This is a genomic window from Psychroserpens sp. (assembly GCF_034670085.1).
Lineage (GTDB): Bacteria > Bacteroidota > Bacteroidia > Flavobacteriales > Flavobacteriaceae > Psychroserpens.
This window is the reverse complement of the sequence record NZ_JAXMOD010000003.1, coordinates 22,160-48,498: the sequence shown is the minus strand read 5'-3', so window position 1 is coordinate 48,498 and position 26,339 is coordinate 22,160. Positions and strand designations below refer to the sequence as shown.

At 34.7% G+C, this 26,339-nt stretch carries 17 protein-coding genes; 8 read left to right on the top strand and 9 right to left on the bottom strand.

Features of this window, described 5'->3' with window-relative positions; translation table 11 throughout:
- Window positions 1-36: 36 nt before the first annotated feature.
- Window positions 37-552, bottom strand: coding sequence for an RNA polymerase sigma factor (locus VOI25_RS06215; protein WP_323788196.1), 516 nt, complete (start codon window positions 550-552; stop codon window positions 37-39).
- 350 nt (window positions 553-902) lie between these two features.
- On the opposite strand from VOI25_RS06215, the gene ffh reads away from it, so the two are divergent.
- From ffh to VOI25_RS06195, 4 genes are all read left to right on the top strand, one after another.
- The gene (gene ffh, locus VOI25_RS06210; protein ID WP_323788195.1) at window positions 903-2,231 is read left to right on the top strand and encodes a signal recognition particle protein; all 1,329 of its coding nucleotides are present in this window, start codon (window positions 903-905) and stop codon (window positions 2,229-2,231) included.
- Window positions 2,232-2,268: 37 nt separating this feature from the next.
- On the top strand, window positions 2,269-3,144 hold the full coding sequence (locus tag VOI25_RS06205; protein WP_323788194.1) for a bifunctional 5,10-methylenetetrahydrofolate dehydrogenase/5,10-methenyltetrahydrofolate cyclohydrolase: 876 nt from the start codon (window positions 2,269-2,271) through the stop codon (window positions 3,142-3,144).
- Between the two features lie 31 nt (window positions 3,145-3,175).
- Window positions 3,176-3,889 carry a TIGR02206 family membrane protein gene (locus tag VOI25_RS06200; RefSeq protein ID WP_323788193.1) on the top strand — a complete coding sequence of 238 codons (714 nt, stop codon included), beginning with the start codon at window positions 3,176-3,178 and terminating at the stop codon, window positions 3,887-3,889.
- A 409-nt stretch (window positions 3,890-4,298) separates the two neighbouring features.
- Complete coding sequence (locus VOI25_RS06195) at window positions 4,299-13,643, top strand: proprotein convertase P-domain-containing protein (RefSeq protein WP_323788192.1); 9,345 nt, start codon at window positions 4,299-4,301, stop codon at window positions 13,641-13,643.
- A 120-nt stretch (window positions 13,644-13,763) separates the two neighbouring features.
- Here the strand turns inward: VOI25_RS06195 and VOI25_RS06190 are convergent, their stop codons facing one another.
- The 8 genes from VOI25_RS06190 to VOI25_RS06155 form a co-directional block, all read right to left on the bottom strand.
- On the bottom strand, window positions 13,764-14,186 hold the full coding sequence (locus tag VOI25_RS06190; protein ID WP_323788191.1) for a VOC family protein: 423 nt from the start codon (window positions 14,184-14,186) through the stop codon (window positions 13,764-13,766).
- A gap of 69 nt (window positions 14,187-14,255) precedes the next feature.
- Window positions 14,256-14,816: a hypothetical protein gene (locus VOI25_RS06185; RefSeq protein ID WP_323788190.1), complete on the bottom strand. Its 561-nt coding sequence runs from the start codon at window positions 14,814-14,816 to the stop codon at window positions 14,256-14,258.
- A gap of 112 nt (window positions 14,817-14,928) precedes the next feature.
- Window positions 14,929-15,801 (bottom strand): LytTR family DNA-binding domain-containing protein, encoded by an 873-nt coding sequence (locus VOI25_RS06180; protein WP_323788189.1) that lies wholly within the window; start codon window positions 15,799-15,801, stop codon window positions 14,929-14,931.
- A 3-nt stretch (window positions 15,802-15,804) separates the two neighbouring features.
- Entirely contained in the window at window positions 15,805-16,560 is a 756-nt protein-coding gene (gene rluF / locus VOI25_RS06175; protein ID WP_323788188.1) for a 23S rRNA pseudouridine(2604) synthase RluF, read from the bottom strand.
- An 18-nt stretch (window positions 16,561-16,578) separates the two neighbouring features.
- Complete coding sequence (locus VOI25_RS06170; protein ID WP_323788187.1) at window positions 16,579-17,406, bottom strand: alpha/beta hydrolase; 828 nt, start codon at window positions 17,404-17,406, stop codon at window positions 16,579-16,581.
- The gene (locus tag VOI25_RS06165) at window positions 17,407-17,769 is read right to left on the bottom strand and encodes a cupin domain-containing protein (protein WP_323788186.1); all 363 of its coding nucleotides are present in this window, start codon (window positions 17,767-17,769) and stop codon (window positions 17,407-17,409) included.
- A gap of 49 nt (window positions 17,770-17,818) precedes the next feature.
- A complete protein-coding gene (locus VOI25_RS06160) occupies window positions 17,819-18,376 on the bottom strand; it encodes a hypothetical protein (RefSeq protein ID WP_323788185.1) in 558 nt (185 codons plus the stop codon).
- Between the two features lie 29 nt (window positions 18,377-18,405).
- Window positions 18,406-19,935 carry a helicase HerA-like domain-containing protein gene (locus VOI25_RS06155; protein WP_323788184.1) on the bottom strand — a complete coding sequence of 510 codons (1,530 nt, stop codon included), beginning with the start codon at window positions 19,933-19,935 and terminating at the stop codon, window positions 18,406-18,408.
- A gap of 114 nt (window positions 19,936-20,049) precedes the next feature.
- On the opposite strand from VOI25_RS06155, the gene VOI25_RS06150 reads away from it, so the two are divergent.
- From VOI25_RS06150 to VOI25_RS06135, 4 genes are all read left to right on the top strand, one after another.
- Entirely contained in the window at window positions 20,050-20,682 is a 633-nt protein-coding gene (locus VOI25_RS06150; RefSeq protein WP_323788183.1) for a 7-carboxy-7-deazaguanine synthase QueE, read from the top strand.
- A gap of 101 nt (window positions 20,683-20,783) precedes the next feature.
- Window positions 20,784-22,802, top strand: a complete 2,019-nt coding sequence (locus VOI25_RS06145) for a sensor histidine kinase (RefSeq protein WP_323788182.1) — start codon at window positions 20,784-20,786, stop codon at window positions 22,800-22,802.
- Between the two features lies 1 nt (window position 22,803).
- Window positions 22,804-23,445: a response regulator transcription factor gene (locus VOI25_RS06140; protein ID WP_323788181.1), complete on the top strand. Its 642-nt coding sequence runs from the start codon at window positions 22,804-22,806 to the stop codon at window positions 23,443-23,445.
- Window positions 23,446-23,664: 219 nt separating this feature from the next.
- Window positions 23,665-26,313, top strand: coding sequence for a hypothetical protein (locus tag VOI25_RS06135; protein WP_323788180.1), 2,649 nt, complete (start codon window positions 23,665-23,667; stop codon window positions 26,311-26,313).
- Window positions 26,314-26,339: the final 26 nt, after the last annotated feature.

The following is a 26,339-nucleotide window of genomic DNA, read 5'->3' as shown; positions in this document are numbered from 1 at the left end:
ACAGTTATCCAATTAAAATTCCTACCCTTTATTTTTTTATAATTCTTCAATATCTTTTCTTAATTTTTTTAGAGCACCATAAATTCGTTTTTCAACGGCCTTAGTTGAAATATCTAAAAGCTGCGCAATTTCTTTGAAACGCTTACCTTCAACACGATTCATTAAAAATGCAACGCGTTGTGCTTCGGTTAAATTGGAGATGGCTTTAGTTAATTTTTCATGATATTCCTTTTCTTGTAGAAGAAATTCAGGCGTCTCATTTGTACTAAATTTTGGTTTTATTTGTTCATGTTTTCGAACTACTTTTTGATGTGCATAAGCATTGAGCATTAAATTATTTGCTGTCGTAAATAAAAAGCTTTTGGCTTTATCTGGTGAAATCTTTCCGCAGTTTTCCCAAAGTTTAACAAAAGCTTCTTGAACTTTATCATTTGGACTAAGAGTAGAGCCAAATTTATAAAACAAAAAGTTGTTTAGGTCTTTGGAATATTTATTGAACAGCGATGAGAATAACCGTTCTTCACATATGTTGTCATTAAGCGGTTTTGACATAGTTTGTAACTTGAAACTAAGTTTTTAATTTTCGTAAAGGTAGGAGATTTTTAGATTTAGTTGTTATATAATAAAACAATAGTACAAATTATTAATTATTGAGGAATAGGTAATAAATTGTGTGATAAAAACACTATTGTTTTTAATTCATAAATAGTTAGTAAAGCTGAACCGCAAGGTCTTTAGTTTTAGTTTTTAGTTGGAAAAAAAGGATTGCTGCCATAGCAATCCTTTTTTTATGGTTTAATTTATTGAGCATCACTTTATAAATACAGTACAAATACTTAAATTTGCATCTTTCCAATACACTAAGAATAATTATGGTGTATTAATTAAATTGAAGAAAGACTATGTTTAATAATTTAAGTGAAAAGTTAGATAAAGCGTTACATGTTTTAAAAGGACATGGAAGTATTACTGAAGTCAATGTTGCTGAAACTTTAAAGGAAGTTCGTAGAGCATTGCTTGATGCCGATGTTAACTTTAAAATAGCTAAAGAATTTACAAATAAGGTTAAAGAAAAAGCTTTAGGTCAAGACGTTCTAACAAGTTTACAACCAGGACAGTTAATGGTTAAACTTGTAAAGGATGAATTAACAGAGCTTATGGGAGGCGATGCAGAAGGGATTAACCTTTCGGGTACGCCAAGTGTGATCTTAATGTCTGGTCTTCAAGGTTCTGGTAAAACAACGTTTTCCGGAAAATTAGCGAACTACTTAAAAAACAAAAAGACTAAAAAACCATTGTTAGTTGCCTGTGATGTCTATCGTCCTGCTGCAATTGATCAGTTGCATGTTGTTGGTGACCAAATAGGAATTGAGGTTTATAGTGATAAAGGAAATAACGATCCTGTAGCTATAGCTCAAGCTGGTATTGATCATGCAAAAGCTAATGGTCATAATGTTGTTATTATTGATACAGCTGGTCGTTTAGCGGTTGATGAAGCTATGATGACCGAAATATCAAATATTCATAAAGCCATTCAGCCTCAAGAAACTCTTTTCGTAGTAGATTCTATGACAGGTCAGGATGCCGTAAATACGGCAAAAGCGTTTAATGACATCTTGAATTTTGATGGTGTTATTTTAACCAAATTAGATGGTGATACAAGAGGTGGAGCTGCAATTTCTATTAAATCTGTAGTTAACAAACCAATTAAATTTATTGGTACTGGTGAAAAGATGGAAGCTATCGATGTATTCTATCCTTCACGTATGGCAGATCGTATTCTTGGAATGGGAGATGTTGTGTCTCTTGTTGAAAGAGCACAAGAACAATATGATGAAGAAGAAGCTAGAAAGATTCAGAAGAAGATTGCAAAAAATCAGTTTGGTTTAGATGATTTCTTAAAGCAGATTCAGCAAATCAAAAAAATGGGTAATATGAAAGATCTTATCGGAATGATTCCAGGTGCTGGAAAAATGATGAAAGATGTTGACATTGATGACGATGCGTTTAAAGGTATTGAAGCGATAATCCATTCTATGACTCCTAATGAAAGATCTAATCCAGCCGTTATCAATGCAAGTAGGAAAAAACGTATTGGAAAAGGTTCAGGAACTTCAGTTCAAGAAGTGAATCAATTATTGAAGCAGTTTGACCAAATGAGCAAAATGATGAAGATGATGCAAGGCGGAAAAGGTAAAGCAATGATGCAAGCCATGAAAGGCATGAAATAGGCTTTTAAAAATTAATATATAATATAAAAAATCCAGCATGACAATCTTAGACGGAAAAAAAGTAAGTAACGACATTAAAGATGAAATTACTGAACAAGTCAAAAAAATGAAAGCTAAAGGCGAAAAAGTTCCCCATTTAGCAGCTGTTATTGTTGGTAATGATGGTGCAAGTTTAACCTATGTTGGTAGTAAAGTTCGTGCGTGTGAACGGGTAGGATTTGAGTCAACAATGGTGCGGATGTCAAATACAACTAGTGAGATAGAATTGTTAGATCAAATTGAAGAGTTAAATCAAAATGACGATATCGATGGTTTTATTATTCAATTACCACTACCTCCTCAAATCAATACCCAAAAAGTTTTAATGGCTGTAGATCCGAGTAAAGATGTTGATGGGTTTCATCCTGAAAACTTTGGAAAAATGGCATTAGATATGAGTACATTTATACCAGCAACACCTTTTGGTATTCTAGAATTACTTGATCGCTATGCCGTAGATACCCAAGGAAAACACACCGTTGTAATTGGGAGAAGTCATATCGTTGGAAGACCAATGAGTATTTTAATGGGACGTAAAGGATTTCCAGGAAACTCTACAGTAACGCTAACGCACAGTCATACCAAGAACATTACACAAATTACGTCTCAAGCAGATATTATCATTTCTGCACTTGGAGTTCCGAATTTTCTGAAAGCAGAAATGGTTAAAGATGATGTTGTTATTATTGATGTAGGAATAACGCGAGTAGCTGATGAAAGTTCTCCTAAAGGCTATATTATTACAGGAGATGTAGACTTCGAAAATGTAAGTAAAAAAGCAAGTTTTATTACGCCTGTACCAGGAGGTGTTGGCCCAATGACAATTGCAATGCTCCTTAAAAACACCTTGCTGGCAAGAGAACAGCGAATGTAAATCAATTTAGCTATATTGCTTAATGCAATTTATGGCTTTATCATCTTTACAACGAGTTACGATTGGTTCTTTAGAACATCTTATGCCAATTGGTATTGCTATTTTGTGTTCTATACTATTAATTAAGTACGCTAAACAGTCTACCAATTCTAAAATTAAATCAAAAGTATTTATTGGCTTAGGGATCTTTATTTCACTTAGTGTCTTAAGTTTTCATGTATATCATATTTGTTTTGAGTCCTATGATATTAAGACAGATTTACCCTTGTATTTATGTAGTTTGATTGCGTTGTTAATTCCAATTTTTTCATATCACAGAAAGTATTGGATGTTCGAGGTTTTGGTGTTTTGGATAATTGCTGGAACCATTCAAGGCGTCTTAACTCCAGATATAGCCATAGGTTTTCCGAGTTTTGATTATTTCAGATATTGGATTGTGCATTTAGGATTATTATGCATAATTTTTTATGCGATTTTTGTTTTTGAAATGAAACCAAGGTTAAAAAGTGTTTTTATTTCCTTTTTTGCCCTTCAACTGTATGTTGTTTTTATGGTGTGTATAAATGTACTACTTGATGCCAACTATTTTTACCTAAATGAAAAACCAAAATCAGCTTCAGTATTGGATTATTTTGGAGAATGGCCGTATTATATTGTCATTACCCAATTAATTATTATTCCTCTGTTTCTGATTATTTATTTAGTGTTTTATTGGACTTCGGGAAGTAAAATTATTAAGAAATAGTATTGTATCCTGTTGTTAAACAGTTCGTTAATTACGATTTTTTATATTTCAAGAAATTTCTTACAACTCTAATCTTTTTAACTGCTTTTTTTGGGAATAGTCTAAAAGTCAATTAGTCATGTTCATTTTTTTGTACATTTCATCCGATTTAATATCACATTCTCCCTACAGATATTATTTGAATACGAATAGCATTTTTTTTTCGGTTGATTAATAGCCTATCAACCCAAGTTTGCACTAACCTGTAACACATTTATGTTTGGTTTAATCAATAAAACCAATCATTATGAATGCTGTAGCTATTAATTCAATGAACACTTGTTGTAATAAATACAACACCTTATTTTCCAAAATTAAAGTCAAAAAGCAATTGTTGCTATTTCTGACTTTTTTGTTTTTAGGATTTAACATGTCGCAAGGGCAAACCTTTAATGGAACAACTGGTTCTATCGATGATAATAATTGCCCAACTACAAATGATTTTACAGCGACAGCTGCAGGAATCGGTAATTTGGGTGTTAGTAAGGTTCTTGATGAAATAGTTTTAAATATTGATCATACGTATACTGGTGATTTAGAAATTTCTATAGTCGCTCCTAATGGGACAACTGTAGTTTTGTTATCAGATAGTAATGGTGGCAGCGGAAATAATTACACCAATACAAGTTTTAGTCCTGATGCGACTAACAGTATCACTGCTGGTTCCCCTCCATTTACTGGTGACTTTTTACCTGAGGGTAATTTTTCAGATTTAGATGGATTAGCAGCTGATGGAAATTGGACATTGAAAGTTTGTGATAATGCTGGTCAAGACATAGGTTCAGTTTTATCTTGGTCTATTTCTTTTAAATGCCCTAATGATGTAGGTCAGCCTTGTGTTGCACATCGATGGGATAAAGGCGATTCGTGGTCTGGTGGGGCAGTTTCAAGTGGTGGTAATGGAGGTATAATAGCATGTGCAAGTGCGGCAGCTACAGAGTCTAATATAATGCCTAATACACAATACTGTTCAAGTAGTTTTGAGCTTCCTGTTTTGGCAGACTGTATTGATCCTTCAACTGGTAATCCAGTTGTACTTAATCGTCCAATTGAAGGCCAAGATATTTTATGGTTTAATTTTGATGTAAGAGCAAATTCTGGTTCTTCAGAATTTCAAATTATTGGAGGTCCAGATAATATTGCATGGGCTTTATTTTATACAAATAGTCCAACAGCTGGATTAAATTCTGGCTTAAGTGGAGATTGTAATGATTTAACTTTTGCTGATTGCGGTATTAATTTTACAGGTTGGGCAGATACACCTTTTGTAGTTCCATCATTTAGTGAACCAACGAACTATTATGTAATGGTCTGGGATCAAGAATCTACAAATAATTATGATTTTTCAATTAACTTTAAAGCTCGATATGGTTGTGGTAACGGAGACGTTGTTGGCTGTAGTTTAGAGATTGGTTCTCAGAGTACTCAATGTAATAGTAATAATACATATACGCTGACTATTCCAGTAATAGGTGCTAATGCGCAATACACAGCATCAGATCCAAATGCTTTAAGTATTTCTAACGATGTTTGTCTAGGTAATTTAGATAGCGGATCACTGTCAGGCTCTTTTACATTAACTTATCCAATAGGAACTGATTATAATGTAGATATTTCAACTGTAATTCCTGCTACAATAGGAAGTTGCGCTGAGCCATTTAATCCTGATGATTGTACTATCAATATCTCTGGCTCACCAGATGATTGTTGTATTAATCCTATTAACCCTTCACCTTCATGTAATGCACTAAAAGTAGCCGTTGTTTTAGATGAATCGGGTTCAATTGGTGCTACAACTGAAGGACAAGTTGAAGCGGCATCCTTAGCTTTAGCCAACGCTTTAAAAGATACAGGAGCTCAAATGGCTTTTGTTGAGTTTGCTACTAGTGCAGATATACCAACATACGGTGGTTTTACAAATTGGAACATTGTTAATCAAGCTTATATTGATGGTTTGAATGATGCTACAACAGGTCTTGTGGTTCAATATGGAAGTAATGCTAATACTACTGGTGGATGGACCAATTGGGAAGATGCATTTAATAAGGTACAAGATTTAAATGCTATCCAAGTAGCAGATATAGTTTTATTTATGACGGATGGTAATCCTACAGCTTATGTTCGTGATTCAGATGGAATTATTCAAACTAATCAATCAGCAGGTATTTCTTTGAGTAATGCTTTAGACGAAGCTTGTGCTATAAAACAACAAGGTTCACATATGTTTATGCTAGGTGTAGGTACTGGTATTTCAGCAGCTAACCTTTCAGCAATTTCAGGACCAATAGTTGATGATGGACCAGGAAATCCAACCTTAACTGTTTTAACTGCGGATTACGGTTTAATTTCTGCAGGAGATTTAACGCAATGTTTCTTAGACATAGCTCAAAGTGGATGTAATAACGATTTACAATTAGAAAAAACGGTATATGCAGGTCATGATAATGGAGTTGGATGTAATGGTAGTAAAACCATTCCAAATCCAAATGATTCTGAAGTGACCTATTGTTTTACAATTACTAATGCTGGAGATCAGACCATAAGTAATATGGATTTTTCAGATGCAGATATAGGAATTGATGAAAATGATTTAACACCAGCTTTCCAAACATCTATGACTTCAGGTCAATCGATTACTTACTATTATCAAAATACATTCTCAGGAGGACAAAGTTTTCCTTTTAATAATACAGCAAATGTTACTGGTGAAACACCTACAGGTGATCCTCTAAGTGATAGTAGTTCTGCTGAGGTGACTGAGTCTTTATGTACTCAAACAGCTACCTGTAGTTTACAAGCAATAAATGAAGAAGGATGTGCAATCCCAGCAGCATTTACTGATCCAGCTGATGTTTTTACGGGTATTGAAGCTTGTGGAGCTGTAATAACTATGGATCATGAAGATATTGGTGATACTGATGTATGTGGTGATGGTGATGGCGCTGATTTTGTGAGAACATATACATTATCATTTGATAATGTTGAATTTATTAGTTGCGTTCAAGATATTATTATTTTAAATCCAGATTTAGTATTAAGTGCTAAGCCAGATGACGTAACAACTAGTGTATGTGAAGATCCTGCAGCAAAGTTTAGTGATTGGATAACGGCCTTACAAAATATGACGGCAACTGGTGGATGTAATCCATTAGTAGAATACGATCAAGTATTAGGTAACTTATCAGTTTCAGGGTATTGTTCAACTACTGCTCAAGTGGTAACAGTAAATATTAATGCAAAGGATGATTGTGGTGAAACAACACCAGTAACAGCAACTTTTACAGTTCCTGCGTATTCAAATGATTTGGCCTTAAGTTTAAAGCCAGCAGATGTTACAACAGATGCATGTGAAGATCCAACAGCAAAGTTTAGTGATTGGATAACGGCCTTACAAAATATGACGGCAACAGGAGGATGTAATCCATTAGTTGAATTTGATCAAATATTAGGTAACTTATCAGTTTCAGGATACTGTTCAACTACTGCTCAAGTGGTAACAGTAAATATTAATGCAAAGGATGATTGTGATGAAACAACACCAGTAACAGCAACTTTTACTGTTCCTGCGTATTCAAATGATTTGGCCTTAAGTTTAAAGCCAGCAGATGTTACAACAGATGCATGTGAAGATCCATCAACAAAGTTTAGTGATTGGATAACGGCCTTACAAAATATGACTGCAACAGGAGGATGTAATCCATTAGTTGAGTATGATCAAATATTAGGTAACTTATCAGTTTCAGGATACTGTTTAACTACTGCTCAAGTAGTTACAGTAAATATAAATGCAAAGGATGAATGTGGCGAAACTACACCAGTAACAGCAACCTTTACAGTTCCTGCCTATTCTAATGATTTAGCATTAAGTGCTACTCCATCAAGTGTAACAACATTAGCTTGTGTTAATCCTGCAGATGAGTTTGCAGCATGGATATTATCATTAGAGAACTTGACTGCTACAGGAGGTTGTAATGCAGAAGTTGAATATTCAGTAGATTTAAACACGCTTTCAGTTGATGGTTATTGCAATACTACAGCACAAGTTGTATCAGTAGATATAAATGCAAAGGATGACTGTGGTGAAACATCACCTGTAACAGCAACCTTTACAGTACCAGCTTACTCAAATGATTTGGCATTAGTTGGTGACTGTCCGACAGATAATGAGGTTGATGGCTGTTCAACCAATGCAGAGATTTCAGCAGCATTCGATATATGGAAAGCGGCAGTTTTATCAAACTTTAGTGCTACAGGAGGTTGTAATGCAGAAGTAGAATATTCTACAGATGTTTCAGCTTTACAGGCACCAACACAGTGTGGTAGTACAGATCAGGTAATTACAGTAGATATAAATGCGAGTGATGATTGTGGAAAAACTATAGCGATTCCTTGTAGTTTTACAGTTAGAGCATTTGAATCAACATTAACGTTAGATGAGGTAGAAGATGAGTCTTATCCATCATGTAATTATGAAACACAAGACGCATTGAATATTGCCTTCCAAACATTTTTAGATAAGTTTGGATATGTAGGAGGATGTGATGCATCAGAACAATTTGCAAGTGCTTATATTGCTCCAAACTTATGTACTGGAGGAATAGTAAATGTTATTTATAATGTAACAGATTTATGTGAGACTCAACAAGAGTTGGCAAGTTTTGAAATAGTTCCATCTGCTCAATTAGAAGTAAGTTGTCCAACAGGTGTGACCTTAGGTTCATCCTTAACAGCTCAAGAGATTTCAGATGCTTATGATTTATGGGTAGCAAACTTTGGTTATACAGGAGGTTGTAATGTATCAGATAATTTAGATGGGATTCCAGCTTTACCAAATTACGATTGTGGAACAGGAGTAAATATCAGTTTTGACTATATAGTTACAGATCGTTGTAATCCAAATGGAATTACATGTAATTCCACATTCTTTGTGCCAGGTGTAACAGGTTTAACAGTAGATTGCCCAACAGGCATAGAATTGCCAGCATGTACAAGTCAGGTAGATATTTTATTAGCATATAATACGTGGCGAGATGGCTTTGGTGTAAATGATGGAGATAATCCAACATCAAATATAGATGATATCCCATTGCTTCCAGATTTTGTATGTGGAGAAGCAATTGATTTAGAATTTGAATTAACAGCCTACGACGCATGTAATATAAATGGTGTGTCATGTTCATCATACTTTAGATTAGCAGTGCCAGAACCATTAATGTTAATTGGACATTGTGATTTTACAAATGATATTGATGGTTGCTCTACCTTAGATGAAATAGCAGTAGCCTTTGGAAATTGGAAAACAGGAATACTTACAAATTTTGATGCCATAGGAGGCTGTAATGCTTATGTTGAATATTCTACAGATGTCTCTAGTTTAGTTCCGCCAACAATTTGTGGAACACAAGACCAAGTTATTAGTGTATTTATAAATGCAAAAGACGACTGTGGAGCGACTCAACCAATTGAGTGTACCTTTACAGTAAGAGCATTTGAATCTACATTAGCATTAAACGAAGTAGAAGATGAGTCTTATCCATCATGTAATTATGAAACACAAGATGCATTGAATCTTGCCTTCCAAACGTTTTTAGATAAGTTTGGATATTCAGGTGGATGTGATGCTTCAGGACAATTTGCAAGTGCTTATAGTGCACCAGATTTATGTACGGGAGGAACTGTAAATGTTATTTATACAGTAACAGATTTATGTGAAACCAAAGAAGAGTTGGCGAGTTTTGAAATAGTACCTTCAGATCAATTAGAGGTTAGTTGTCCAACAGATGTAGTATTAGGTTCATCATCAACGCAACAAGAAATTCAAGATGCTTATGACGCATGGAAGTTAGATTTTACAATGAGTGGAGGTTGTAATGCAACAGATAACTTAGGCTCGTTCCCAAGCTTACCAACTTTTGATTGCGGAACAGCAGTAGATCTAGATTTTACGTACACAGCCACAGATCATTGTAATCCAAATGGAGTTACATGTAGTTCAACATTCTTCGTTCCTGGAGTTACGGGATTAACAGTAGACTGTCCTACAGAGGTCAATTTAGATTCATGTACAAGTGAAGCAGATATTTTGTTAGCTTATACTACGTGGATTGGAGGCTTTGGTGTAAATGATGGAGATAATCCAATATCAAATATTGCAGATGTTCCAGAATTACCAGCTTATGTATGTGGAGCAGCAATAAACTTGTCATTTACATTAACAGCTTCAGATGCCTGTAATTCAAATGGAGTAAGTTGTTCATCAACATTTAAGGTTGGAGCAGCAGAAGATTTAGCATTAATTGGTGAATGTCCAACAGACAACGAAGTTGATGGATGTTCGACAGATGCAGAAATCTCAGCAGCATTCGATATATGGAAAGCAGCAGTCTTATCAAGCTTTAGTGCTACAGGAGGTTGTAATCCTTATGTTGAATACTCAACAGATGTTTCAGCTTTACAAGCGCCAACTCAATGTGGAAGTACCGATCAAGTAATCTCAATTGGCATAAATGCTGGTGATGATTGTGCTAAGACACCAATAATCACATGTAGTTTTACTGTAAAAGCTTTTGTTTCAACATTAGAAGTTACAGAGGTTGCAGACGAAAGTTATGCATCATGTGATTACGCCAACCAAGGAACATTAGATTTAGCCTTCCAAGCGTTTTTAGATAAGTTTGGATATACAGGTGGATGTGATGCTTCAGGCCAATTAGCAAGTGCTTACAGTGCACCAGACTTATGTTCAGGAGGAACCGTAAATGTTATTTATACAGTAACAGATTTATGTGAGACCAAAGAAGAGTTAGCGAGTTTTGAAATAGTCCCATCGGATCAATTAGAAGTAAGTTGTCCAACAGATGTAGTATTAGGTTCATCGTTAACAGCTCAAGAGATTTCGGATGCTTATAATTTATGGGTAGCAGAATTTGGTTATACAGGAGGTTGTAATGTTTCAGATAATTTAAATGGGATACCAAGTTTACCAAATTACGATTGTGGAACAGGTGTAAACATTAGTTTCGATTATATAGCTACCGATCATTGTAATCCAAATGGAGTTACATGTAGTTCAACATTCTTCGTTCCTGGAGTTACGGGATTAACAGTAGACTGTCCTACAGAGGTCAATTTAGATTCATGTACAAGTGAAGCAGATATTTTGTTAGCTTATACTACGTGGATTGGAGGCTTTGGTGTAAATGATGGAGATAATCCAATATCAAATATTGCAGATGTTCCAGAATTACCAGCTTATGTATGTGGAGCAGCAATAAACTTGTCATTTACATTAACAGCTTCAGATGCCTGTAATTCAAATGGAGTAAGTTGTTCATCAACATTTAAGGTTGGAGCAGCAGAAGATTTAGCATTAATTGGTGAATGTCCAACAGACAACGAAGTTGATGGATGTTCGACAGATGCAGAAATCTCAGCAGCATTCGATATATGGAAAGCAGCAGTCTTATCAAGCTTTAGTGCTACAGGAGGTTGTAATCCTTATGTTGAATACTCAACAGATGTTTCAGCTTTACAAGCGCCAACTCAATGTGGAAGTACCGATCAAGTAATCTCAATTGGCATAAATGCTGGTGATGATTGTGCTAAGACACCAATAATCACATGTAGTTTTACTGTAAAAGCTTTTGTTTCAACATTAGAAGTTACAGAGGTTGCAGACGAAAGTTATGCATCATGTGATTACGCCAACCAAGGAACATTAGATTTAGCCTTCCAAGCATTTTTAGATAAGTTTGGATATACAGGTGGATGTGATGCTTCAGGCCAATTAGCAAGTGCTTACAGTGCACCAGACTTATGTGCTGGAGGAACAGTTGATGTAACATATAATGTAACTGATTTATGCGAGAATGATAGTGAAACAGCAAGCTTCACAATTACACCATCAGCAACATTGGAGGTCAGTTGCCCAACAGAAGTTAATTTAGGGTCATCATTGACACAACAGGAAATTCAAGATGCTTATGACGCATGGAAGTTAGGTTTCACAATGAGTGGAGGTTGTAATGCAACTGATAACCTTGATGCATTCCCTAGTTTACCTAGCTATGTTTGTGAAACTAGTATTGATTTATCGTTCGATTATATCGCAACAGATCGTTGTAATCCTAATGGTGTAAGTTGTAATTCTACTTTTAGTATCGAAGGCCGTGAGTCTGTTGATGCAGGAACAAATGGTATGCTTACCATTTGTGAAAATGGAACAGTTACAGCTGAAGAACTATTTGAAGCTCTAGAAGGCGATCCAAATGAAGGTGGTACATGGAGCCCAGAACCAGGTGGAGCAAATGTGTATACGTATACCGTTGCAGGTACTGATCCTTGTCCTGATGCTATGGCAACAGTAACGGTTGAAGAATTGCTTTTAGAAATTACAGCTAGTGAACCTGTTTGTGACGAAACTTATGGAACATATTCAGTAAATGTCCAAGTCTCTGAAGGCACAGTGTCAAGTTCTCTAGGAACTCCTGTTGATAATGGAGGAGGTTTATGGACTATAATAAATATTCCAATAGATAATGATATTGTTGTAACAACAACTTCAACGGTTTCTAATGCTATTGAATGTACGAACTCAGTGAATGTAATCTCTCCAGATTGTATTTGTATAGAATTAGAGTTAGACTATTCAGACGTTACTTGTTTTGGACTTAATGATGGTACAATTACCGTTAACTTTGTTACTGAAGGAGCTACTGTTACTGTAAACGGATTGCCTTACGATACTAATATGCTTTATGAGCCAGGCACTTATACTGTTGTTGCTTATTTTGAAGGTAACGATGATGCAGATTGCATAATTTCAGAAGATATTACAATTTTTGAGCCAGCTCTTGTTGATGTTCAAGTGAGTTCTACCGATGTGACGTGTTATGGAGCTGAAGATGGAACTATAACTATAGAGAGTATAAGTGAAGGTGCATTTTATACCATTAAGCTGAATGGAATTGGTCCAGATTTAAGCGGACAAGAATTCTTTGCTGCAGGAACGTATGTTGTCGTAGCTAGTTTAATAGATAATTCATCTCGTATGAGTTCTATAAGTAAAGAAAGCAAATCATCAAGAGTACAGAATCCGTGTGTTGATGGTAAGTTAGTTGTTATAGGACAACCAGAAGAGTTAATGTGTAGAATAGAAAAGTCTTATGAAGGCAATGAAATAAGATGTACCGATAGAACCAATAACAGTTTAACTGTGACTCAAATGGGAGGTGTTGGACCATATACATATTCATGGTCAATGGATAAATCAGCTTATTATGGATCATGGAATATAGATTCTGGAGCTGAATCTGATACGATGACTTTTCTGCCAGGAATGCAGTTAGCAACCTTTACAGTTGAAGTAACTGATGCAAATGGATGTACAACAATATGTCAAATCACATTAGATTCAACATGTACAAAAACAGATTATTACAACGGGTTATTGGGTAGACATTTAGATTTTGATTTTGAAATGTTCCCTAATCCAACTAGTGGTAAACTGACTATTATGCCGAATAGATTATCAGATAATTATGCAACCATTGAGCTTTATGATTTGATTGGGACTAAAATGTTTAGTCGATCATTCAGTGATATTAGAGATAATGAAATCGATATTAATCTTACAGGACTAGCAAGTCAAGTATATTACTTAAAAGTAATTACGAAAGATGGAACTAAAATTAAAAAAGTTGTACTAGATAAATAACCAACCAGAATAATTGATTTTTTAGCAACTTTCAGCACCTTTAATCTGTAAAAGATTAGAGGTGTTGTTTTTTATCAATTCTAGTGCCTGGTAAATGAAGTTAGTTTAAAAAAAACCGTATTATTTTGCAAAAAGTTGATTGCTGTCTTTGAAGGCTTTAAATTCTAAAGCATTTCCAGCTGGATCTAAAAAAAATGCTGTGGCTTGCTCTCCAACTTGTCCTTCAAATCTAATGTATGGCTCAATAATAAATTGTACACCTTTATCTTTTAATGATGTTGAAAAGTCTTGAAATGTTTGCCATGGTAAAACCACACCATAATGAGGAACAGGAACTGATTTTCCATCGACTGCATTAGTGTGTGTTTTTTCATCAGATATTGGTTTATAATGAATCACTAACTGATGACCAAATAAATTAAAATCGACCCAATGATCACTACTTCGACCTTCTTCACAGTTTAGAATATCTCTGTAAAACGTTCGGCATTCTTCTAAATTATGAACAGGAATTGCAATATGAAATGGTGGAATTGTCGACATATTAAATATTTAGTAAACGAAATTAACTATTTATTTTCTATAATCGATTTATTTAATGTGTGTTTTAACCTATCTCTCACAGTCGATTTTCCATGTAGGAAAGACTACGGTTTCTGTAGTGTCAACCCATTCGCCAATCCATTTGTAACCTGATTTACTCATGTCATAAAAGGTTAGTCTGAAAAAACCATCAGTACCATTAGGTGCTTTTTGTTCTTTGTATAGGACAATTTTGTCGTCTTTTTTATTGCCTTCCCATACCGGGAATTTTGTTGATGGCGTTTTTGCCGAAAACCAATGCACATACCATCTGCTGCTATCTTTTATAAACTGTCTGATACTTCCCGAGTGTGATCCATCAGGTTTTAAAGTTAGGTCTTGTACAGCTGTTCCATTTAAAATATATTTCCATTCCCAAGTAATGTCTTCTGACGTATTCCAAGTACCATCCTGTTTTCGAGTTGTAGATTTACAATTACACAAACCAATCATAGGTTCAAAATCTTTTATTTGTTCTGGTGCTTCTGGATTTGGTAATCCATAAGGATTTGTTTTTGAAACATCATAATCATATTGTCCGAAACATAATGTTGAGCAAAAAGAGAATAAGATAAATACTGCAGTTTTCATAAGTGTAAGTTTTTGATTGAATTCAAATCAAGTCAAAAAAAATGGGTTCTACTATGCAATTGCAGAGAGCGAGGTTTAATTTGCAGTAAAGTGAGTTAAGAAAACCTTAATACTATTTAAAAAAATCTTTTACGGTTCTTAAGTTACTTTTTGAAACTGGAATTTCGGTTTCGTTTTGAAGAATAAGATTTGGAGTGTTTGCAAGATGTAATTCTTTTGCCAAGTCCATATTTACGATGGCTTTTCTATGAACACGAAGAAAGTTTGAGTTTAATTTTTCTTCTAAAGCTTTAAGCGAACTTCGCATAGTATAGGTTTTATTTGTTGTAGTGTGAACCTTTACACAGTAATCGTCAGCCTCAATCCAACTAATTTGCTCTACAGGAATAATTTTATGTTTATTGCCAATTTTAATATTTAAAACGGTGGATTTTTCATCAACTTGGGCTAGTAATTTTTTGTAAAGTTTGCTATTTGTGAGTTCTAATTCTGAAAGTTCTTGCACTTCTATTTGAAGTTTTTCATTTTCAAAATATAAATATAGAATCAGACTTATGGCAATATAGCCTAAGGTGTAAATTGGTGCTTTTTGATAGGTGAAAAATGGAAGGTATTCTGAAATTAATTCCGAAAACGAAAACTCTTCATTAGATAAAACCATTTGACTTAATGAAATAATAATGACATTTATGAGTACAAGTCCAAAAATAATTCCGATAAGTTTGAGAAAGCTAAGTGTTGTTTTCTTTCTAGTAGTTTGTGCCTTTACAAACCAAATTAAAACGGAAGAAAATAGTAACCAAATTAACCAACGATAGGATTGTGTTTTAAGAACATCAAAAAAGGTAATATTTATAGCTGATTGAAATCTTTTGATATAATACAACTGCTGAAAAGTTTCAAAAGTAATAGCAATACATACAATTAAAGAGATAATTAGAACACTTCTTCTCGAATTTGATATGTGTTTAAGTTTTGAAAGCAATTGTTATTTATTTTTTTCAGATTTCGTTTGGTAATTCATTTTTGAATGTTCTAATAAAGAACTTAGTTCTTTAAATTCGTCTTGCGTGAGTTCACGATATTCACCTACAGGAGTATCCAAAACAATGTTCATAATTCTAACACGTTTTAGTGTAAGTACCTCGTAATTAAGATAATCACACATACGTCTAATTTGTCGGTTTAGTCCTTGAGTTAGTACAATCCTAAAGGAATACTTGCTCAGTTTTTCAACCTCACACTTTTTTGTGGTTTGTTTCAATTCATCTAGATAAATCCCTCCAGACATGCGTGTAATAAACGTTTGAGAAATAGGTTTGTCGACTGTTACTACATACTCTTTTTCGTGATTATTACTCGCACGAAGAATTTTATTGACAATATCACCATCATCAGTTAAAAGAATTAAACCTTCACTTGGTTTATCTAATCTACCAATAGGGAAGATTCGTTTAGGATATTTTATAAAATCAATAATATTATCTTTTTCAACTCTAGTATCTGTAGTACAAACGATTCCAATAGGCTTATTAAAAGCTAAGTAAACAAAAGTGTCTTTGGTGTTTTTTATGAGTTTTCCGTCAACATGGACCTCATCATTTGGTCCAACTTTAGTTCCCATTTCAGGGACTGTTCCGTTAATGGTTACACGTCCAGCATCAATAAGTTTGTCGGCTTCACGACGTGAGCAATAACCAGCTTCGCTAAGATATTTGTTGATTCTTTTTAAGTCTTCAGGCATATTCAAAAGTACAACAAACTAATGACTTACAAAGGTCAAAATATGGTCATTAACCGTTTCAGATTGAAGTCCATGACCAAACCCTTCCGTAGTAATTAACTTTGAGTTTTTATAGAAATTTTTAAAATCTTCGGCATCACTATACGGAATTACAGCATCGTACTTATCATGAATTAAAAGCCCTTTAGCAGTTATAGTTTCTGAAAATTTCGCCGCATTAAAATGTTCTGGCTTGTTATGAAAACGTTCTAGGATAAGATCATCCATTGTTTTTGAAATTCGAGTAGTGTAACCCATCATATTTACATATCTCCCAAAAACACCTACAAAGTTTGAAGGAACTCCAAGTAATACTAGTTTTTCAATCGTAGGCAATTGGTATTTATGCAGAAAAAAGGTAGTTGCCATGCCTCCTACAGAATGCCCAATTACAATTTTTGCATTAAACTTTTTTGCAACAACATTAATACATTCCGAATAGATAAGAGCGTTAAATAATTTTCCGCTTGATAAACCATGCGCTGGAGCATCAAGAGCAATAACATTATAGTCTAAAGCTTTAAGTTTTAAAATTAAATCTTTCCATCTAACCGCATTACTTTCCCAACCATGTGCCAACAACACAGTGTCTTTTTTGCCTAACCAACGGTAAGTCATTATACTTATATCATCGTATTTGAGATCTTCAATAAATGCAGTTTCTAAAAAATCTTTTTCGACTTCTTTTATTCTTTTTCGTCTAGGAGAAGAAAATAGTTTTATGGCTATTTTAGATGCTGCTCTGCGAGAGAATAAGCCTATAAAATTGATTATGGCACCAATTAGTTTTGCGAATATGTTTTTCATTTACTCATCTCTATTAACTAATTCCATTGAAAAAGCGGGTTTGCAAATGGCAATATATTCACAAACGTTAGTAAATGGATTTGAGTATTGAACTTTAGTATTTTTTTCAATTTTTATCGACTGTCCTTCGGTTAAGATTACAGTTTCTCCTTCAATAATAAATTGCTTTTTCCCTCTGATGATAAACGTGTATTCATCAAATTCTGGAGTTTGAAAGGGTTCACTCCAACCAGGAGGTGCTATCATGTGTGCAATACTAATATCAGTATTGCCATCTGTGGCAAGTCCGAAGTGTTCTTTTATAACTTTTCCATCAGCAGTAGGTACAATAAATGGGGAGTGTTGTACAGTGTATTTTCTCATTACAATTTTTAATTATCAGACTTATTGCTCATGAAAGATTATAAATCTGCTACCAATATAACATGAAATATTTAATTTTCGCATTATCTGGTATTTGAACCGCTTCAATTTTTAAGTCCATATTAAACTGTAAATTGGCTGGCAACTCTTTTTTGTCTATGGTAAATGAGGCATTAATCTCGTTTACCGAAATAACAATTGAATTAATTAGTGTTGATATTCCTGAAATTTTATAGTTATTTTTTATATCAGCAAACGTACTTAATGTCGATATATTGTTAGCTGTCTTATATCGCGAATCTGTAATATGAATACTTTTAATTACGGCAGTTGAATCTAAAGATTGAGTAGGTGTTAGTATCAAGAGTTTTTTTCCAGTAGAATCATAAACTTCAATATCATTAATGTCTCCTGTGAATTCATCTCCTTTAATGTGTTTTACAATTGAATCTGCAGGAAAGGCTAATTCTAAATCCTTGACTTGAGTCGAATCGGTTAATAAACCAATATGTTGCTTACCAATTTGAAATGGATCTTGTTTCTTTTCTGTAGCACAACCACTAATGAGTAAGGCTAAAAATGCTACTATTAATAGGGATTTATTCATGAATTTATAAATAGAGATTATTATTGTTATTATTTCATCATTTTTGTCAAGATACCTAGAACACTTCTAATAACTGTTGGACTTGTTAATACTTTAATTATAGGGTTTTGTCTTGTACTTGCTCGTCTTGTACGCTGTTTTGTTTCTGCTTTTTTAAGGGCTTCTTTTTCTTGTCGTGCTTTCTCTTTTGCTTCTTCGGCTTCTGCAACTTCAATTTTTTTATTTAGCATTTCATAAGCACTTTCACGGTCAACCTCTTCGTTATATTTTCTTGCTAATTTAGATTTTGCTAAAAGTCCGCCTAATTCACTATCGGTTAAAACATCCATACGACTCATTGGTGCTCGCATCATGGTTGCCGCTAAAGGTGTCGGTTTTCCTTTTTCGTTTAAAGCGGAAACTAATGCTTCTCCAATTCCTAATGAGGTTAATACATCTGCAGTATCGTAATACTCAGTGTCTGGATAATTTTGTGCCGTAAGCTTGATTGCTTTTCTGTCTTTCGCTGTAAATGCTCTTAGTGCGTGCTGAACTTTCAAACCAAGCTGACCTAAGACAGCTTCAGGAACATCAGTCGGGTTTTGAGTCACGAAATAAAGACCAACGCCTTTACTTCGAATTAATTTCACAATGCTTTCAATTTGATTTAATAAGGCTTTTGAGGCTTCATTAAAAATTAAATGCGCTTCGTCAATAAACATAATAAGTTCTGGTCGTCCACTATCACCTTGCTCAGGAAATGTAGAATATATTTCAGCCAATAAACTCAACATAAACGTTGAAAACAATTTTGGTCTATCTTGAATATCGGTTAACCTTATAATGTTTATATAACCTCTACCATTCTCATCAATACGCAATAAATCATCAACTTCAAATGAGGTTTCACCAAAGAATAAATCGGCACCTTGCTGTTCTAATTCAACCACCTTTCTCAAGATGGCACCAGTAGAAGCTGTTGAAATTCTTCCGTAGGCTTCTGTAAATTCGGCTTTACCTTCTTGGGTTGTATATTGCAATATTTTTTTGAAGTCTTTTAAATCAAGTAATGGCAATTTGTTATCATCACAGTATTTAAAAATCACGGCGACAACTCCAGATTGCGCATCAGATAAATCTAAAATTCTTGATAATAAAACAGGTCCAAATTCACTAACGGTTGCTCTTAACCGTACACCATCTTGTTCAGACAATGTCATGACTTCTACCGGAAATGCTTTCGCATCAAATGGTAATCCGATTTTTTCGTGACGCTCATCAATTTTTGGATGACCAGGACTTGGTTGTGCTAAACCACTTAAATCACCTTTAATATCCATTAATAAAACAGGTATGCCTTTTTCACTCAAATTTTCAGCTAAAACTTGTAATGTTTTTGTTTTACCAGTACCAGTTGCACCAGCAATTAAACCATGTCTGTTCATAGTTTTTAAAGGCACATTCACAAAAGCATTGGTCATGGTTTCACCATCAAGCATTGCAGCACCCAAAGTGATAAACTCACCTTTATTGGTATTGCCCTCTGTGATTTCTTTTAAAAAATCGTCCGTTCTACTCATAATTCAAAATTTGCATAAAAATAGTGTAATTTTAGTCAAGTTTAAAATATACTAAAATGAAAACTTATGACGTAATACTTTTAACTTATCACTTTTGAACTATCTTTGCAGACTATGACAAGACGAGAAAAACAAGCACTTATAGATAAAGGGCATTTATTGCCTCTAATGGAAGAATTTTATACCATCCAAGGCGAAGGTTATCACAAAGGCACTGCAGCCTATTTTGTAAGAATTGGTGGTTGCGATGTTGGCTGTCATTGGTGTGATGTAAAAGAAAGTTGGTTACCAGAATTGCATCCAGCAACTGAAGCGACAAAAATTGTTGAAAATGCTGTCAAGTACAGTGATATTATTGTTGTTACTGGAGGCGAACCCTTAACTTGGGATATGGGACCGTTAACTGAACAGTTAAAAGCCAAAGGCGTTCAAACACATATTGAAACGTCTGGCGCCTATAAATTGACTGGCGAATGGGATTGGATATGTTTGTCTCCAAAAAAAATGAAATTACCCACAGAAGAGGTGTATGAGAAAGCGCACGAATTAAAGTGCATCATTTATAACAAAGATGATTTCCGTTTTGCTGAAGAGCAAGCAGCAAAAGTAAACAAAGACTGCATTCTATATCTCCAACCAGAATGGAGCAAACGGGATAAAGTGGTTCCTCAAATTGTAGATTATGTGATGGCAAATCCCAAATGGAAAGTCTCTCTCCAAACACATAAGTATTTAAATATTCCTTAAAATTATCATTACCAATTGGTTAGTGTGAATTTTGTAAACAAATCTCATATAAGCTCAAATTAGAACTTAAAAGAATTATCTTACAAGTCTATCTGTGTCTTATGAAGTACATTTTTATCGCTATTTCTCTATTATTTGGATTCCAAATAACAGCTCAAGATATTGAACTACAAACTAAAATTGAATTTGCTAATTCTAAAATTCAACAAACGCAAAAAGGAGATCGCCTTTTCTGGTTAGATAGCTTAACAAAACTTACTTATCGCAATTCCGAATTAAAATACGACGCTATTGTACGTCAAACAATTTCTTTAGCGATAACATTAGATTCTTTAAACTTAGCCACACAAAGAGTAGCTGATTTAATTGGGTTTCAAAATAATTATTTAGGGAAGCCAGAAGAAGGACTCAAAATATTCAAAAGCCATATCGAAAAATTAAATAAAGGCACATATTTTGGTCCAATAGGCTATATGTATTTAAATGCTGCAGATAGTTATTACTTTACTGGAGATTTCGATACATCCTTTGAGTATTATGCAATCGCTAAAAATTATGCTCTAAAAGCAAAAGATGAAAAGTTGCATGCCTATGCTGTAATGTATACAGGTTATAATGAATCTGAATTAGGGAAATTTGCTGTTGCATCTCAACATTTAAAAGAAGCGGTAGGTATATTTTCAAAATTAAAAGACACCTCTAATATTCTTGGAGCAAAAAATGCATTAGCAATTTTGTATAGTCGAAATGCCTTTTATGAAGAGGCGGAAAAAGAACGGAAAGAATCCATCTTAATGATTGGAGATACAGATCGCTATAGAGCCTTATCTAACTTATATTTCAATGCTGCTGAAGACTATAAAAGAATAGAGAATTTTGAACAACAATTAATAAATATCAAAGCGTGCTTTTTGGCTAATGAAAAAACAAATAATGCTAATGTAGTACTGCCTAGAATTTTGACGCAATTAGTTCATGCCTATTGTGAAAATGATAGCATAACAAAAGCTGAAACTTATTTTGAAGAGCTAAAAGCCATTTACCAAAAAGACGAAACTAAAAGACTAAAAGAAGAACTTGTTAAAGCAGAACGAGTGCTGGCATTTACAAAAGGGGATTATAAAAATGCTGTAACTTATAGTAAGGAGTTGTTGTCCATATTAAAAAACAAAAAAGCACATATTGGTGATATTGTTGCAGCCGAACAATATTTGGCAAATGCATACAAGGCAAATGGAGACGAGATTAATTACAAAAAACACATTTTAAATCATTACATCCTTAAAGATTCGATTTCTAGTGTTCAAAAGTTGAAATCGTTAGCCTATTACCAAACACTATATGAAACAGAAAAACGAGATCATGAAATTGAAAACCAAAAGACAAGTATTGATGTGTTAAATCTTCAGAATAAAAATAAAAACCAACTATTACTTTTTGGGTCTTTAGGGTTACTTATGTTATTTGGTGGATTCATAGCGTATCGTTCTTTTCTAAACTCAAGGAGAAGACAGTTACGACAACAAGTGTTTTCGCAAGAACTCATTAAAACTCAGGAAGAAGAACGCACTCGAATAGCAAAAGATTTGCACGATGGTATAGGTCAGCAGATAACACTGCTGAAAATGAAGGCTCAAAACACGAATCAAACTGAATTATCTAGCCTTGCTCATATCGCTTTAGAAGAAGTACGAAGTATTTCTAGAGACTTATATCCTGTGACTTTGGTCAAACTCGGACTTACAGATAGCATTGAACAGTTATTGTTAGATTTAGACGAAGAAACTGATATGTTCGTTTCTATTGAATTAGATGATGTTAATGAGCGTTTTAATGAAACCGAATCGCTCAATTTTTATAGGTTTATACAAGAGTCTGTAAATAATGTTTTGAAACATGCCAATGCAAAAACATTAATTGTCAATATTTTGAAGCAAAGTGATGGGATTAAAATTTTAATTAAAGATAACGGTCAAGGCTTCGATGTTGCCGACAAGATTACGCAAAATAGTTTGGGTTTAAAAACCATGGCCGAACGCATCAGCATGTTAAAAGGTAGTTTTTCCATTAAAAGTAAACCAGCAGAAGGTACATCCATATTAGTTCAAATTCCAGTTTAAAATGAATAGCAATATCACATTAATTGTAGCAGACGATCATCCAATTTTATTAAATGGCTTAGTCAATCAACTTAAAGAATATAATTACGAGGTTCTTGCAGCTGCAGAAAATGGAGCAGTGGCTTTAGACAAGATTATGGACTTAAAAACAGACATAGCTATTTTAGACGAACAAATGCCATTACTCACAGGGTTTGAAGTCATCAAAAAATGTAAAGACAAAGGCTCAGATACTAAATTTATCATCCTCACATCACATAAAGAAAAAGCCTTTGTCTATAAGGCTAAGAAATTGAATATTTCGGGTTACATCTTAAAAGACGAACCATTTTCAGAATTGCATAATTGTATTCAAAGTGTGCATAAAGGAACACCATACTTTAGTCTTGTTTTTGATGCTATTTATAACGATGAAGTCGCTCCGCAAATGCAAAAAATGAAACTCCTTTCATCTTCAGAGCGCACTATTGTGAGGTTCGTTGCCGAGGGAAAATCTACAAAAGATATCGCAGAATTGTTGTCCCTATCCATGAGAACGATAGACAAACACCGCTCTAATATTATTGCAAAATTAGGTCTTGTTAAAGAGAAAGATATCCTTACCAATTGGGCAAAAGAAAATATTGAATTCGTTAAGTATTAGTAATTTACTCTAGTGTACTACTTAGTAGTACTACGTAGTTTTTGCGTATACTACGTATTGTTTGCCCCATAAATTTAAACTATCTTCGAAGTTATATAAGTACATTCCTTGCCAACTGATAGCCGCTAAGGTCTTAGATGATATCAAAAGATTCGTTTTCTTCTTCCCCAGGGAATCAGCGCTGCTTTACAATACTAACCAACCAAAACCAATACTAAAATGAAGAGAATTACCCTCGCTTTGCTCATGTTGTTTACAATAACAACAGTTGCACAATCCAACAGTATCAATTACAAAGCCTTAATTAAAGACGCCAATAATGCTGTGGTCGCCAACACACAAGTCACTGTGCAGTTTCAAATTTTACAAAGTGTTGCACAAACCAACGTGTATCAAGAAACCCATACACCAACTACAGATGCCAATGGTATCATTATTATTAATATAGGAGATGGTGTGGTGAATAGTGGTGTCTATGCCAATATTGATTGGTCTAGCGACGATCATTTTTTAAACACGCAAATTAACTCAGGTTCTGGTTTAACAGATATGGGTACCACAGGTTTTAATGCCGTGCCTTATGCCTTGAGTGCTAAAACTGCAGAAACAGCAACCAATGTCACAGGTTTAGAAACCATAGATGAAGGCAATGGTAATGGTTTGGTGAAAGTAGGTAGAGTTGCTGCCAATTATGGGAATGTAGGTTTAGATGCTGTGGATTTAAGTTTTGCAACATTTGCGAACACAACAAGAGGAGCAACAGGAGATTATTCCACAGCAATGGGTTCGAATACGACAGCTTCAGGAATTTTATCAACAGCCATGGGTGCCTCCACAATGGCCTCAGGAAAAGACTCAACAGCATTTGGTGATACTACAACAGCCTCTGGAGAATCGTCTACAGCGTTTGGAGATAATTCAACAGCATCAGGAATATATTCATTCGCATCGGGTCGTCAAACAATAGCATCTGATGTTTCAGCGACTGCGCTAGGGCAAAGTACTATAGCATCAGAACGCTATACAACAGCAATGGGACGACTGACAATAGCATCAGGACGATATGCAACAGCAATGGGACGTTATACAACTGCCGAGAGTTATGGGCAAACTTCCTTAGGAGTACACAGTGTGCCTACAATTCCAATTAGCGCTACAACTTATAATGCAGGAGATCAGCTTTTAGTTGTTGGTAACGGATCTACCGAACTTAACCGCTCAAATGCCTTAGTGATTTTAAAAAATGGTACAATTACTGCACCAAGTTTAGATATAGCAGAAATTACAGATGACAAAGCTTTAGTGACTAAAGAGTTTGCAGATGCTAATTATATAGATGCTGCCTTTAGTGGTGATTATAATGATTTAACGAATACACCGTTTACTTTCAATACCACCAGCAACACAGGAATTGAATCTGCTTCTAATACTGCAAGCGATACAAATGCAATAGCTTTTGGTAGTGGGTCGACAGCTTCAGGTTTTATATCAACAGCAATGGGTAGCTCTACAACAGCATCAGGATATAATTCTGTAGCAATGGGTCGATTGTCAACAGCATCTAATCTTTCAGCAACAGCAATAGGTCATAGTACAACAGCATCAGGATACTACTCATTCGCATCGGGTCGAACCACAACAGCCGAGAGTTATGGGCAAGTCTCTTTAGGATCATATAATGTATCAACAACACCAATTAGTACGACAACGTTCAATGCTTTAGATCGTTTATTAGTTGTTGGTAATGGGCAATTAGGGTCTACTAGTGACGCCTTAGTGATTTTAAAAAATGGTACAATTACTGCACCAAGTTTAGATATAGTAGAAATTACAGACGCTAAAGCGTTAGTGACTAAAGAGTATGCAGATGCTAATTATATAGATGCTGTATTTAGTGGCAATTATAATGATCTTTCTAATGTGCCAGTTTTGTTTAATGGTGATTATAACAATTTAACCAATCAGCCAGCACTCTTCAGTGAGAGTTATAATGATTTAACTGATTTACCAGTTCTATTTACCACCGCTGATGAAACCGATCCAAAAGTAACTTCGGCTTCAACCAACACAGTCCCTAAATGGGATGGCACAAGCTTAGTGGACGGTTCTATAAATGATGTCGATGGTGATATCGCAATCGGTACTGCAACTCCAGACCCTTCAGCACAATTAGACGTAAGCTCTACAACGAAAGGATTTCTACCGCCTCGTATGTCAGAGGTTGAACGTAATTCAATTGCAGCACCTGTGGCTGCAGGTTTAGTTGTATGGTGCACAGACTGTGGAACCGATGGAGAACTTCAAGTTTTCAATGGTACTTCCTGGACGAATATGGTTGGGGATGCTGCTCAAATACGACCACCTGTTTTGGGAGATACTTTTCAGGGTGGAATTGTTATTTATGTATTGCAATCAGGTGATATAGGTTATGAAGAAGGCGTGCCACATGGCTTAATTGCTGCAACACTTGATCAAAGTTCAAGTGCTGGTGCGCCATGGGGATGTGCTAATTTTCTAGTCTTAGGAGCTGATGGAGCTGCAATTGGAAACGGAGAAATAAACACTCAGGATATTATTGATGATTCTTGCCATATGACTGATGGCATTGTTTCTGCAGCTGAACTCTGTGATGCTTTTTCCGTTGTTGGAGCAGATGGAATTACTTATGATGATTGGTATTTGCCTTCACAGGCGGAAGCCACAAAAATGATTCAAGCCCAAAGTTTTCTGTCAGGCTTTTTAATCAACGCCTACTGGACCTCTACAGAAGTAAATTCTGGTAATGCTTACCAAAGGCATGTTGGTGATTTTGGCGGTGCGTTCGGTAAACAAGTAGGTCTTGGTGCACGTGCAGTGAGATCTTACTAAATGAAAATTAATTTTGAAACATATAA